This is a genomic window from Streptomyces sp. NPDC058773, from assembly GCF_042746015.1.
GTDB lineage: Bacteria > Actinomycetota > Actinomycetes > Streptomycetales > Streptomycetaceae > Streptomyces.
In genome coordinates this window covers 263,193-276,993 of the sequence record NZ_JBHYPE010000001.1, presented here as the reverse complement: position 1 = coordinate 276,993, position 13,801 = coordinate 263,193, and the positions used below count along the sequence as shown (strand labels likewise).

Genomic DNA, 13,801 nt, shown 5'->3' with positions numbered 1-13,801 from the left:
GCGCAAAAGCGACTCATGGACCTGTTTTCGGACCGGCGCGGGCCCGACGTGCCCGGACACGCCCTTACGCAGGGGAGTTGGGCCGCGCTACCGTCCGCCCGTGACGAATCCTGCGCGGATCCCCCGCATCCCCTTCACAACGCTCGTGATGGCAGCCGTCGCCGCGCTGCTGTCCGGCCTGACCCTGCCGGTCACCGCGCAGGCGGCGCCCGGCGAGAGCAGACCCGTCTACTCCTACGACCGCGCGATACGCGAAACGGTCTGGGTGGACACCCGGCTGGACGGCGACGGCGACGGGCGGACCGACCGTGTCGCCGCCGACATCGTGCGGCCCGCCGAACCCGCCCGACAGGGCCGGCGCATCCCCGTGATCATGGACGCCAGTCCGTACTACTCGTGCTGCGGGCGCGGCAACGAGAGCCAGAAGAAGACCTACGACGACCGGGGCCGTCCGGTCGGCTTCCCGCTCTTCTACGACAACTACTTCGTGCCGCGCGGCTATGCGACGGTCCTGGTCGACCTCGCGGGCACCAACCGCTCGGACGGCTGCGTCGATGTCGGCGGCCGCTCCGACATCCGGTCGGCCAAGGCCGTCGTCGACTGGCTCGGCGGCAGAGGCCGCGCCTACACCGCGCGTACGGGAGGCGCACCCGTCACGGCCGGCTGGGCCAACGGCAGCACCGGCATGATCGGCAAGAGCTGGGACGCCACCATCGCCAACGGTGTCGCGGCCACCGGCGTCAAGGGGCTGAAGACCATCGTCCCGATCGCCGGCATCTCCTCCTGGTACGACTACTACTTCGCCAAGGGCGCCCCGCTCTACGACTCGGGCCCCGACTCCCTCGCCGATGCCGTCGACAGCCCCGAGGCGCGCAAGCGCTGCGCCGCCGTGCAGAAGAAACTCGCCGACGGCGCGCCCCGCAGCGGCGACTGGACCGGCCTGTGGACCGAACGCGACTACGTCCACGACGCGGGCAAGGTCCGGGCCAGCGTCCTCATGGTGCACGGCCTGCAGGACCTCAACGTCCGGACCCGGCATGCCGGACAGTGGTGGGACGCGCTCGCCCGGCACGGCGTCGAGCGCAAGATCTGGCTGTCGACGACCGGGCATGTGGACCCCTTCGACTACCGGCGGGGCGCCTGGGTCAAGACCCTGCACCACTGGTTCGACCACTATTTGCTGGGCTACGACAACGGCATCGAGCGCACGCCGATGGCCGATATCGAGCGGTCACCCGGCAAGTGGACCACCGACCCCAGGTGGCCGGCTCCCGGGACCGTGCCCACCACGCTGCGGCCGCGCGGCGGCACCGCGCCCGGCGTCGGCCTGCTGGGAACCCGTAAGGCACCGCACGGAGCGACCGAGACCTTCACCGACGACCCGAAGCTGAGCGAGGCCGACTGGGCGGCCGCTGTCGATTCCCCGACGGCAGCCAAGGCCGGGTTCCGCACCGGGCCGCTGCGCGCGCCGCTGCGGCTCTCCGGCTCCGGCACGGTGACCGTGACCGTCACCCCGAGCACCTCGACCGCCCATGTCTCCGCCGTCCTGGCCGACCTCGGACCCGCCACCATCCGCGACTACGCGGCCGAGGGCGAGGGCATCACCACCCTCGGCCGGCGCACCTGCTGGGGCGCCGGAACGACCGGTGACACCGGCTGCTTCAAGGAGACCGCCGCCGACAGCCGGAAGGTCGCGCACACCGTCTTCAGCCGCGGCTGGGCCGACCTCGGCAACTACGCCGACCCGCACAAGGGCCGCCCGCTCACCCCCGGCAAGCCCTACACGCTCACCCTGGACCTGGCCGCGAGCGATCACGTCGTGCCCGCCGGGCACCGGCTCGCGCTGATCGTGGCCGGCACCGACGCCGGTCTGATCGACCCGCCCGCGTCCACCCCGAAGCTCACCCTCGACCTGTCCCGCACCTCCGCCGCACTGCCGCTGACCGGCGGCGCACCGGCCTTCGCACGGGCCACCGCGGGCACACCGGGGCACCCGGACACCGCGGCACCACTGGACGGCATCGCCCCGCCGCGCTCGATCAGCCGGCTGCCGGCCACCGGATGACCACCGGGGCCGCCCCGCCGCGGGCGGCCCCACCGGCCCGGACCCGGTCCCCGTCCCACCCCCACCGCTCATCCAAGGGAGGCTCCCCCTCGTGCTACTCCGCTCCCGCCGCCTCGCCGCGGGGCCGCTGGCCATCGGGCTGACGGCCACCCTCGGCGCGACCCCGCCGGCCGCCGCGACCACAACCCCCACGCCCCGTACGGGATTCGAGATCAGCCATGGCGCCCGCTGGACCGGCCAGGACGAGGAACAGGCCTTCCTCGCGGCCGTCGACCGGGGCTCGGTGCGCGTACGGATCGACCGGATCGGCACCACCGCACAGGGCCGCCCGCTCCAGCTCGTCCGGATCGGCGCCCCCGCCCCCGCAGGCCCGGCACAGATCCGCCGCGGCAACTCCGTCCTGCTGATCTGCTCCCAGCACGGTGACGAGCCCTCCGGCCGCGAGGCCTGTCTGACCACCGTCCGCGACCTCGCCTACGCCGAGGACGCGGCCACCCGGCGCTTCCTGGCACACACCAGCGTGCTGGTCGTACCCACCGCCAACCCAGACGGCCGGGCCGCGGACACCCGTGGCAACGCCGACGGTACGGACATCAACCGCGACCACATCGCCCTGCACACCCCCGAAGGCCGCGCCATGGCCACGGTCCTTCGCGACTACCGCCCCGACACCGTCTACGACCTGCACGAGTACGGCCCCACGGTCCCGTACTACATGAAGGACGTGCTGTCGCTGTGGCCGCGCAACCTCAACACCGCGGACGGGGTGCACCGCGAAGCGGCCGCGCTCTCCCAGGACTTCGTGCGGCCCGCCGTCCAGCGGGCGGGCTACTCCACCGGCGTCTACGGCATCTGGACCGACCCGGAGACCGGCGATCCCGTCCAGCAGGTCGCGGGCGACGGCCAGGAGCGGATCCTGCGCAACACCGCGGGCATCAAGGGCTCGATCGGACTGCTCGTCGAGACCCGGGTCGATGCGCTCACCGAGGCCGAGAAGGCCGACCCCGCGCTCAACAACCGGCGCCGGGTGGACTCGCACCTGGCGGCTCTGCACGGCGCGTTCACCTTCATCGGCCGGCACCGGTCCCGGATCGAGGCGGCCACCACCGCCGCCCGGCTCGCGGGCTACGCCGATCGCGGCCCGGTCTTTCTCGGCGGCGCGGATAACGAACCGGCCACCGAGGAGCAGATCCTGTCCCGTCCACCTTGCGCCTACCACCTCGAAGAGGGACAGTTTGCGCAGGTCAGGGAAGAACTGGTGAGGCACGGAGTGGTGTGGCGCCGGGACCGTGACGGCGTTGTCGTGCCGCTGCGCCAACCGCTGCGGAAGCTCATTCCGCTGCTGTTGGACCGGAGGGCCGGTTATCACCTTACGGTCGCGACGCCCCTCAACGTCTGCCGTCGTGTGGTAGGGGGTAACGGGTAAGGAAAATATGGCCCATTGAAAGGTTGACACGTGTCGGACACAGTCAGAGAAGCCGGAGACGGGGGTGGCTCGCCGTCCGTGACGGACCTCCCGGAAGACCCGCAGCAGCACGGGCCCCCACAGACCGACCGAGTGGTCTTCGGGGTGACCTCCTTGCTCACCCTGGCCTTCATCGCCTGGGGCGCGTCCTCCACCGAATCCCTCAAGAACGCGTCGACCTCGATGCTGCACTGGGTGATCGACAACGGCGGCTGGGCATTCGTCCTCTCCGCCTCCGGATTTGTGATCTTTGCGATCTGGCTGGCCGTGAGCAAGTACGGCCGGATCACCCTGGGCAAGGAGGGCGAGGAGCCCGAATTCCGCACCGTGTCATGGATCGCGATGATGTTCAGCGCGGGCATGGGCATCGGTTTGATGTTCTACGGCGTCAGTGAGCCGCTGGGACACTTCAGCACACCACCGCCGGGCACCGATCCGAAGGACGCCGCCCAGGCGATGGACACGGCGATGGCCACCACGATGTTCCACTGGACGCTGCACCCCTGGGCGATCTACGCGGTCGTGGGTCTCGCCATTGCTTACAGCTGCTTCCGGCGGGGGAGGCGGCAGACGATAAGCGCGGTGTTCACGCCACTGATCGGTACCCGGCGGGCGAACGGCTGGGGCGGCCGGCTGATCGACATCCTGGCCATCTTCGCCACCCTCTTCGGCTCGGCGGCCTCGCTGGGACTCGGTGCGCTGCAGATCGGCAGCGGCATCAAGGTGCTCGGCTGGATGGACAGCGTCAGCACCACTCTGCTGGTCGGCGTGATCACCGTCCTGACCATCGCCTTCATCCTGTCCGCGGTCTCCGGGATCGCCAAGGGCGTCCAGATGCTGTCCAACATCAACATGGTGCTGGCGGTGATCCTGGCGGTCTTCGTGTTCGTGGTCGGACCGACCATCCTCATTCTCAACCTGGTGCCGACCTCTCTCGGTTCGTTCATCGGCGAACTGCCGCAGCTCGCGGGCCGTACGGAGGCCAGCAGCGGCGATGACGTGGGTGGCTGGCTGCGCAGCTGGACGGTCTTCTACTGGGCGTGGTGGATCTCCTGGACGCCCTTCGTGGGCATGTTCATCGCCCGGATCAGCCGGGGCCGGACGATCCGCCAGTTCATCGGCGGGGTCATCCTCGTCCCGAGCGTGGTCAGCCTGGCGTGGTTCGCGGTGTTCGGCGGCTCGGCGATGAAGCTCCAGGCGTCCAAGCAGCTCAGCGGGTCGAGCACTCCGGAGGGCCAGCTCTTCGACGTGCTGCACCAGTACCCGCTCGCCACGGTCATGAGCATTCTGGTCATGATCCTGGTCGGCATCTTCTTCGTGTCGGGTGCCGATGCGGCATCGATCGTCATGGGCACCCTGTCGCAGAAGGGGACCTTCGAGCCGACCCGGCTCGTGGTGATCTTCTGGGGTGTGGTGACCGGCGCGGTCGCCGCGATCATGCTGCTGATCGGCGGTGGTTCGGGCGATGCCCTGACCGGCCTGCAGAACCTGACGATTCTGGTCGCGGTGCCGTTCATGGTCGTGATGATCGCCATGTGCTGGGCGCTGATGCGCGATCTGCGGAGCGACCCGCTGATCGTGCGCGGCCAGAAGGCCGAGGAAGCCGTCGAGTTGGCCGTGATCGCGGGCCACGAGCAGTACGACGGGGACTTCGAGTTCCAGATCGCCCCGGGTGGCAACGGCAACGGCAATGGCAACGGGGACGATGACAGCCCCGCTGCCGACGAGGACAGCGCCGCCGGAGTCAAGAGCGGCGGTTAGCCGTCTCCGTGCGATGACGAAGGGGCCTGCCCGCGAACGTGAGTTGCGGGCAGGCCCCCTGTCGCTCCCGCGGTTACTTCTTGAAGCCGTAGTCCATCAGCTTCTTGGCGTCAGCGGTGCGGGCCTCCACCGAGGAAGAGGCGAGAACCGTGCCGATGACCGTCTTGCCGCCCCGGGTGGCGGCGAAGACCAGGCAGTACTTGGCCTCGGGGCCGGAGCCCGTCTTGACGCCGAGGGTGCCCGAGTAGCTGCCGAGCAGCGCATTGGTGTTGGTCCACGACATGTAGCGGTAGCCACCGCTCTTCGTCGTGACCTTCTGCTTGGTCGACTTCGTCTTCACGACCGAACGGAACGTGGAGTACTTCATCGCGTTCGACGCGAGCTTGGTCAGGTCGCGCGGAGTCGAGTAGTTCGCGCCCTTCCCGATGCCGTCGAACGAGTCGAAGTGCGTGTTCGTCATGCCGAGCGACTTGGCCGTGGAGTTCATCTTGCCGATGAACGACTTGACCCGGGCGTCCCGGGTGGAGCCGCTGCCGAACTTGTCGGCCAGCGCGTACGCCGCGTCGCAACCGGACGGGAGCATCAGCCCGTACAGCAGCTGGCGGACGGTGACCTTGTCGCCGACGATCAGCCTGGCCGAGGAGGCCCAGTCGTTGTCGACGATGTAGTCGCTGTACGCCTTCTGGACCGTCACCTTGGAATCAAGGTTGAGGTTCGGCTGCGCCAGCACCACCCGAGCGGTCATGATCTTGGTGGTGGAGCCGGTGGAACGACGGGTGTCCGCGGCCTTGGTGAAGAGAGTCTTCCCCGTGCTGTTGTTCATCACGAAGCCGCCCTTGGCGGCGATCGTGGGGGTCTTGAGCGTGGCGGCCTGCGCCGGAGCGGTGAACGCCCCGGCCGTCAGGACGGCTCCCGCGGTGACAGCGACCGCGGATACGCGACGAATGCCCTTGATGCCGTTTTTCAAAGTGGATACTCCAAATATCCCTGCAGTGCAGCCATATGGAAATGGCGCTTGCCCATAAGACGCATGGGACGGGCGAATGGATGCGCTCTCCCGGCGACTTTTCCGTCCGGCCGCACGCACACCGGACCGATAGGACGGAATTCCGGCCCGACACCGCTGTATTCCCCCGGTCGGCCGGTGGACACGAATGTGACGACCGGGAGAACGGCCATGACCGGACGGGGGAAACGGAGACGCAGTGCATCCGTATCCGGGAAGGCCCGCCGTCTCTACCCGCCGACCGGGCCGCGGCCCTCCTGGACCGTCCGCACCATCCGCAGCACCTCGTCCGCGCACCCCCATGACACGGTCACGCCCGCCCCGCCGTGCCCGTAGTTGTGGATCAACGGCACCCCGCCGGGCAACTGCTCCGCGGTCAGCCGCACTTCCGGGCGGGCCGGGCGCAGCCCCACCTTGTGCGCCAGCACCCGGGCGCGGGCCAGCTCCGGGAAGAGCCGGGCGACGCGCGCCACGATGGCCTCCGCGACCGCCGGATCGGGCTCCCGGGACCAGGCGTTCTCCCGCGCGGTGCCCCCGAGCACCAGGCCGTACGGCTGCGGCAGCAGATAGGTGGTGTCCGTCGCCCCCGTGTCGGCGGAGACGTACCACTCCTGGATACCGGGGTTCTCCACGATCACCAACTGCCCCTGGACCGGATGGACGTCAGGATCGGGCGCGAGCTCGCGCGCACCGAGTCCCGAGCAGTTCACGACCGCGTCCGCCGCCGCTCCGGCCTCGGCGAGCGAGCCGGCCTCGCACCGCTCCACGGTCCCGCCCGCCGCCGTCAACCGCTGCTCCAGATAGCGGAGGTGGGCGGGCATGTCCACCAGGGGAGTGCGGGCCCGCCACCCCGCCGCGGAGCCCTCGGGGAGTTCCGTCGCCCGCGCCGGACGCAGTCCGGGCACCGCGTCGTACCAGGCGGCCAGACCGTCGTCGCCGCCCTCGCCCGCGCCCTCCGACGCGTCCCGGCCGCCGCCCGTAGTGGCCGTCATCGTGCCCGTCACCATTCGGGCGCCGGTCTCCTCCGGCCGCCGGGCGAGCGCGGTGAGCACCTGGAAGGACCGGACGGACCAGGCCACCGCCCGCTCGTAGGGCTGGATGCGGTACGGCCAGCACAGGCCGCCGGCCACCGCCGAGGTCGTCCCGCCGGCCGCGTCCCGGCTCAGCACCCGTACCCGGTGCCCGTCCTCGGCCAGCGTGATCGCCGACGTCAGCCCGATCACCCCGCCGCCGACCACCCGTATGTCCAGGCCCTCCGTGTTGCGCGTCATGGCGGGACGCTAGCCGCCGGCGCGGGCGTGGGAAAGGGGAGGGTGCCGGTGGAGCCGTGGCCCGGTCCGCCTTCGCGGCACCGCCGGGCCGTGGGTGGCGCACCCGCGGTGCGCACCCCCGTGCGCCCGGCCGACAGTTGCCCGCCATACGTTCGTGATCTTGCGGTAACCCCGCAGCGGTCGAGTGGCCCATTGCGGACCGTAGGCTGGTAGCAGCACCGTCGGCCGATGTCGCCCCTCGGATTCCGCTTTTCGCCGTCCGTACGCGTCGTCTGAGGAGGCTCATGCTCCGCGCGCAGCGCGCCGTGCCCGCCTGGCTGGCCCACCCCTTCCGCTGGCAGCGGCTGCCCGTACCCTGGGCGGCCGTTGCCCGCGGAGCGTTGTGTGCGGGGCCGCTGCTGGGCGCGGGCGTCGCCACCGGCCACCCGGCACCCGGTGTGCTGGCCGGACTCGGCTCCATGCTGGCCGGGGTCAACGACCGCCCCGGCACCCGGCGCACCGGCATCGTCCACATCGGTCTGCCCGCCCTCGCGTCGGCGCTCGGCATGCTGATCGGCGCCTCGCTGCGGGCGGCCGACGCGGGCTGGTGGCTGGTTCCCGCGCTGTTCGCCGTCGGGTTCGTCTCCGGTGCGGGCAGCGTGGCCGGGCCGGTGCGCTCCAACGCCGGGATGCAGATGCTGGCCACCACCATCCTGGGCGCGGGGATGCCGCTGCCCGGCGCGCCCTGGGCGAAGGCGTTCTACGTCCTCGCCGGCTGTCTGTGGCTGCTTCTGCTGCGGCTGGTGCTGCGCCCGCCCCGTCCCGTGGGCGGTGCGCTCAGCGGCGAGCGGGCCGCGGTCGCCACCGTCTTCGACGCGCTCGCCGACGCCCTGGGCGCGGTCGGCGGGCCCGGTGCCGAGCCCGCGCGGCGCCGGCTCACCGCAGCCCTGGACCGGGCCGACGAGGCCCTGCGGCTGCGCCGCCTCACCAGCCGGCTGCTGCACCGGCCCGCCCGTACGGAAGAACGGCTGCTCGCCGAGCGGTTCGCCGCGGCCACCGCGCTGTGCGAGGCCAGTGTGGCGCTGTTGTGGGAGGCCCGCCCGCTGTCGTCGCGGGTGGCCGAGAGCCCGCGCAGGTTCGCCGACGCGCTGCGCACCGGGCGCGCGCCGGGCCGGCTGTCCGCCCCGGAGACCAGTACGGCCGCGCGCGGCGCCTTCGACCAGGCGCTGCTGGACGCCGCGGTCGCCTTCGCCCGGCAGGAGCCGGAGACGCCGGCGGGCGCGGAACCGGTACCGTCGCCGGTGGACCGCCCCGCCTGGACGGTCCGGCCGGTGGCCTTGGTCCGTGGGGTGCTCGGCGCCGTCGGCGGGCGGACCCGGCGCGGACGCGGGCTGTTCGGCCCGGCCGGGCGGGACTACGGGCTGCGGGTCGCCGTGTGTATTGCGGCGAGCGCCGCCGTGGCCCTGCTGCTCCACTCCGACCACTGGTACTGGCTCCCGGCCACCGTCACCTTCCTCGTCAAGCCGGACCTGGGCCCGCTCTTCTCCCGTACGGTCAACCGCTTCGCCGGGACCGTCGCCGGGGTGCTGGTCTTCGCCGGGGCGGGCCTGCTGCTGACCGGTTCGTGGTGGCCGGCCCTGATGGCGGGCGCGGGCGGGGCGCTGCTGCCGTTCGCCACCCGTCACTTCGCCCTCCAGACCGTCGCGATCACCCTCATGGTGCTGTCGTTCGTGCACGTCAGCGGCGATCCGCAGGCCGCCGCCGAGCGGATCGTGGACACCTCCATCGCCTGCGGCATCGTTCTCGTCGTCGGCCACTTGCCACGGCTCGCCGACCCGCGCCGCCGGGTCGGGCATCGCGTCACCGCGGCGCTGCGCAGCACCGAACACTTCCTGCGGTACGTCCTGGAGTCGGAACCGGGCGCGGACCCCACTCGGCGGCTGGTGCTGCGCCGTGCCGCCTACCGGGCGCTGGGGGAGGCCAGGGCGGCCGCGGAGACCGCCGCGGCCGAACTCCTCGCCGCCCGCGACCGCGGCCCCGACTGGCTGACCGTGGTCACCGCGGCCGAACGCATCGTGGACGCCGCGACCGCCTGCGCCGTCCGCCTCGACCACGGCGCGCACCGGCCGAGCACAGCCGAGGCCGAGGCGCTGTGCCAGGCGCTGTCGGCGATGGCGGACGCGCTGGAGGACCCGCGCCGGCTGCCCGAGCGCGGCCTCTCCGGCCCCGGCCTGCCGCCGGTCCCGGACTGCGCCACGCTCACGGATGTGGCCGTCGAGCTGGAGCGCATCCGCGGCTACGCGGGGACCGGCTGAGTGCGGCCGAGCCCGACTGAGCCGGGCTGAGTCCTTCTCGACGGTCCGGTTCCCGGCCGCCGAGCGCGCCGTGCCCCGCACGACCGCCGTCGACCGGGAGACTACGCAGCAGCAGATCCGCGGCGGAACGGGACCGCGCCCGCACCGGGCGGAGGACGGACGGCGAACTCCTCTCCGGTTCCCGTCCTCCGCGCTCCGACGAGAGGGAGGCAGCTGTGGCACCCATGCGATGGGAGGCGTTCCTGGCACGGGTCCAGGAACGCGGTGAGTACGGCTCACCAGAGGAAGCGGAACGAGCGGCCCGCGTCGTCCTGGCACTGCTGGGCGCGCATCTGGTCGGGGAGGAACGGGCGGAGCTGGCCGCCGATCTGCCGGAGACCTTCGCCCTGATCCTGCTCAACCCGCTCCAGGCCGCCGAGCCACTGGACCCCGAGCGCTTCGTCCGCGCCACGGCCGCCTGGATCGACGGCGCCACCGAGGAGACTGCCACCTGGGACGTCGGCGCCGTCCTCAGCGTCGTCGCGGACGCCGCCGACGAAGACCTCATGCAACGCGTCCTGCTCCAACTGCCGCCGGGGTACGACCTCCTGTTCGGCAGGCCCCGCTCGGTGTGATCACGGTGTGGGGACCGCGTCCCCGCCGGCCCCTCCGTCGGCGGGGAGGCGGGGCCCCTCCACTTCGCCCCGCCGGACCGTACGGTGGGCCAGGCCCGCGACGACCAGCGCGAGGACGAGGGCGAGCGCCGTCAGCAGGGCGCTCACCCACAGCGGCGCGCGGTAGCCGAGCCCCGCGGTGAGTGCGGTGCCGCCGCACCAGGGACCGAGCGCCGCACCCACGTTGAGCGCCGCCGTGGCGAACCCGCCGCCCAGGGTCGGTGCCCCGGTCGCCGTATAGAGGACCTGCGAGACGAGGGTGGAGCCGACGGCGAACGACAGCGCCCCCTGGACGAAGAGCAGCACCGGCACGGCCACCGGACTCCCGGCGGCGAGCGCACTCACGATCCAGCCGGCGAGCAGGGCCGGGCCGCCGGCCATCAGCAGACGGACGGGCCGGGCATCGGCCGACCGGCCGGCCGCGCCGACCCCCACGCACGCACCCAGGCCGAACAGCGCCAGCAGGACGGGCACCCAGCCGGCACCGAATCCGGTGACCTCGGTGGCCAGCGGCGCGAGATAGGTGAACGAGCAGAAGGTCGCGCCGTTCACCAGGGCGCCGAGGAGCAGGAGCAGCACCAGCCGGGGGCTGCGCAGGGCACGCACCTCCACGCGGGCGCGGGGACGATCCCCGGTGGACCGCGGGGCGGGGGTGGCCGGCACCGACCACAGGATCGCGACGAGGGCGGGCACGGAGAGCAGCGCCACCGCCCAGAACGCCGAGCGCCAGCCCCACAGCTCACCGAGCAGCGCACCGGCGGGCACGCCCGCGACACACGCCAGGGTGGTGCCGCCGAGCAGCACGGAGGTGGCGCGGCCCTTGGCGTCGGGAGCGACCATGGAGGCCGCGGTCGCCAGCGCCACCGCCAGGAACCCGGCGTTGGCCAGCGCCGCGACGATCCGGGTGGCCAGCAGGACCCCATAGCCGGTGGTGACCGCACCAAGGACATGGACGAGCAGGAACGTGACCAGGAAGGTCAGCAGCGCGCGACGCCGGGACCAGCGCAGGCTCAGCAGCGTCAGCAGTGGCGCGCCGACCACCATCCCCACGGCGAAGGCCGAGGTCAGCGCTCCGGCGGCGGAGACCGAGATCTCCAGATCACGGGCGATGTCCGGAACGAGGCCGGACAGCATGAACTCGGAGGTGCCTTGGGCGAAGACCGCAAGGCCGAGCAGATAGAGAACGAAGGGCACAGCAACACTCCACAACCACACGGTGGATCAACAGGGCGCGGCGAGTGGCGCAGCGGTACCCGTGAGGAGGTGCGGAGAGCGACCGTCCGGCCGGGCACGCGTGGCCATCGCGCGAAAGGCCTGCCGCGTCCTGGACATGACGCGGTGTCAGGCGAGAAACAACCCGTATGACGGTGATCCGGTGGCAGGGGAACGTGCCGGGTGGTGCGCGACGAGGAGACGGCACGACCGCGAGACAGCGCGAGGAGCCACCGGACGACCGGTGGCTAGCGTCTTGACGCCTCGGGGCTGGACATGCGGGCAGAGTAATCGAGCCCGCCCGGCCCGTCCACGCGATTTCGCCGCGGGGGCCGGCGGGTGGGCCGCCGGCGGGCGCCCGCCCCCCCCCCCCCGCAGGACGCCCCCACCCCCGCCTACGCCTACACCTACGCCAGCAGCGTCACATCCAGCGCGCCCTCCGCGTACTGCTTGCGCAGCACCTTCTTGTCGAACTTGCCCACGCTCGTCTTCGGTACCGCCGGGATCACCGCCCAGCGCTCGGGCAGTTGCCAGCGTGCGATGCGCTCGCCGAGGAACGCCTTGAGCTCCTCGTAGCCGATGGTCGCGCCCTCGTTGAGGACGACGGTGGCCAGCGGTCGTTCACCCCACTTGTCGTCGGGGACGGCGACCACCGCGGCCTCCAGGACGTGCGGGTGCGCCATCAGGTGGTTCTCCAGCTCGACCGAGGAGATCCATTCGCCGCCGGACTTGATGACGTCCTTGGCGCGGTCGGTCAGGGTGAGGTAGCCGTTCGGGGTGATGGTGCCGACGTCGCCGGTGCGCAGCCAGCCGTCGGGGCTGAACTTGTCGTCGGGGCACAGCGGTTCGCCCTGGGCGCCGCCGTAGTAGGCGCCGGCGATCCACGGGCCGCGGATCTCCAGCTCGCCGGCGGCCCGGCCGTCGCAGGGCAGCTGTTCGCCGTCGGGGCCGATCAGCCGGGCCTCGACGGAGGCGGGGAACCGGCCCTGGGTGGCGCGGTAGGCCCACTCCTCGTCGCCGCTGACGCCGGCCGGCGGGTGGGAGACGCTGCCGAGCGGGGAGGTCTCGGTCATGCCCCAGGCGTGGACGACGCGGATGCCGTGCCGCTCCTCGAAGCCGCGCATCAGGGCGGGCGGGCAGGCGGAGCCGCCGATGACGACCGTCCGCAGACTGGCCACATCCCGCTGCTTGGCGTCGAGTTCGGCGAGCAGGCCCTGCCAGATGGTGGGGACGGCGGCGCCGATGGTGGGCCGTACGGTCTCGATCATCTCGGCGAGCGGCGCGGGCTGGAGGAAGCGGTCCGGCATCAGCAGCGAGGCGCCGGCCATGAACGCGGCGTGCGGCAGGCCCCAGGCGTTGACGTGGAACATGGGCACCACCGGCAGGGTGATGTCGCGGGAGCTGAGCGCGAACGCCTCGGCGGTGTTGACCTGCATCGAGTGCAGGTAGAGCGAACGGTGGCTGTAGAGGACGCCCTTGGGGTCGCCGGTGGTCCCGGAGGTGTAGCAGAGCGCCGCGGCCTCCCGCTCGTCGATCTCGGGCCAGGCGTACGTCTCCGGGCGGCCGGCGAGCAGTTCCTCGTAGTCGTGCACCCGGGCCTGCGCGCCGTCGAGGACCGAGCGGTCGCCGGGGCCCACGACGACGATGTGGCGGAGTTCCGGCAGCTGCGGGAGGAGCGGGGCGAGCAGCGGCAGCAGGGTGCCGTTGACGAGCACGACGCGGTCCTCGGCGTGGTTGATGATCCACACCAGCTGTTCGGCGGGCAGCCGCAGATTGAGGGTGTGCAGCACCGCGCCCATGGAGGGGATCGCGAGATAGGCCTCCATGTGTTCCGCGTTGTTCCACATGAGGGTGCCGACCCGGTCGTCGCCGGCCACGGACAGCTCGTCGCGCAGCGCGTGGGCCAGTTGCGCGGCCCGGCTGCCGATCTCGGCGAAGGTGCGCCGGTGCGGGTCCCCCTCGGTCCAGGTGATGACCTGCGAACCACCGTGAACCGTGGACCCGTGGGTCAGGATTCGCGAGACGGTGAGCGGTACGTCCTGCATCGTGCTGAGCACCGGGTGCCTCCGCTTTG

Annotated in this window: 9 protein-coding genes; 5 read left to right on the top strand and 4 right to left on the bottom strand. The window is 72.1% G+C overall.

Annotation, left to right across the window (positions count from 1 at the left end; all coding sequences use genetic code 11):
* Positions 1-148: 148 nt before the first annotated feature.
* From ACFW5B_RS01220 to ACFW5B_RS01210, 3 genes are all read left to right on the top strand, one after another.
* The gene (locus ACFW5B_RS01220) at positions 149-2,065 is read left to right on the top strand and encodes a Xaa-Pro dipeptidyl-peptidase (RefSeq protein WP_386431694.1); all 1,917 of its coding nucleotides are present in this window, start codon (positions 149-151) and stop codon (positions 2,063-2,065) included.
* Positions 2,066-2,156: 91 nt separating this feature from the next.
* A complete protein-coding gene (locus ACFW5B_RS01215) occupies positions 2,157-3,491 on the top strand; it encodes a M14 family metallocarboxypeptidase (RefSeq protein ID WP_386431271.1) in 1,335 nt (444 codons plus the stop codon).
* 78 nt (positions 3,492-3,569) lie between these two features.
* A complete protein-coding gene (locus ACFW5B_RS01210; RefSeq protein ID WP_386431268.1) occupies positions 3,570-5,291 on the top strand; it encodes a BCCT family transporter in 1,722 nt (573 codons plus the stop codon).
* Between the two features lie 73 nt (positions 5,292-5,364).
* Here ACFW5B_RS01210 and ACFW5B_RS01205 read toward each other — a convergent pair whose 3' ends face one another.
* Together ACFW5B_RS01205 and ACFW5B_RS01200 are read right to left on the bottom strand one after the other, a co-directional pair.
* Complete coding sequence (locus ACFW5B_RS01205; protein WP_386431265.1) at positions 5,365-6,258, bottom strand: D-alanyl-D-alanine carboxypeptidase family protein; 894 nt, start codon at positions 6,256-6,258, stop codon at positions 5,365-5,367.
* A gap of 269 nt (positions 6,259-6,527) precedes the next feature.
* Positions 6,528-7,568 carry an FAD-dependent oxidoreductase gene (locus ACFW5B_RS01200; protein ID WP_386431263.1) on the bottom strand — a complete coding sequence of 347 codons (1,041 nt, stop codon included), beginning with the start codon at positions 7,566-7,568 and terminating at the stop codon, positions 6,528-6,530.
* A 284-nt stretch (positions 7,569-7,852) separates the two neighbouring features.
* On the opposite strand from ACFW5B_RS01200, the gene ACFW5B_RS01195 reads away from it, so the two are divergent.
* Positions 7,853-9,862: an FUSC family protein gene (locus tag ACFW5B_RS01195; RefSeq protein ID WP_386431260.1), complete on the top strand. Its 2,010-nt coding sequence runs from the start codon at positions 7,853-7,855 to the stop codon at positions 9,860-9,862.
* A gap of 224 nt (positions 9,863-10,086) precedes the next feature.
* Entirely contained in the window at positions 10,087-10,476 is a 390-nt protein-coding gene (locus ACFW5B_RS01190) for a DUF2267 domain-containing protein (protein WP_386431691.1), read from the top strand.
* On the opposite strand, the gene ACFW5B_RS01185 is transcribed toward ACFW5B_RS01190, so the two are convergent.
* Together ACFW5B_RS01185 and ACFW5B_RS01180 are read right to left on the bottom strand one after the other, a co-directional pair.
* Positions 10,477-11,709 (bottom strand): Cmx/CmrA family chloramphenicol efflux MFS transporter, encoded by a 1,233-nt coding sequence (locus tag ACFW5B_RS01185; RefSeq protein WP_386431257.1) that lies wholly within the window; start codon positions 11,707-11,709, stop codon positions 10,477-10,479. It abuts the gene before it with no gap.
* Between the two features lie 425 nt (positions 11,710-12,134).
* Positions 12,135-13,784 carry a long-chain fatty acid--CoA ligase gene (locus ACFW5B_RS01180; protein WP_386431255.1) on the bottom strand — a complete coding sequence of 550 codons (1,650 nt, stop codon included), beginning with the start codon at positions 13,782-13,784 and terminating at the stop codon, positions 12,135-12,137.
* Positions 13,785-13,801 lie beyond the last annotated feature (17 nt).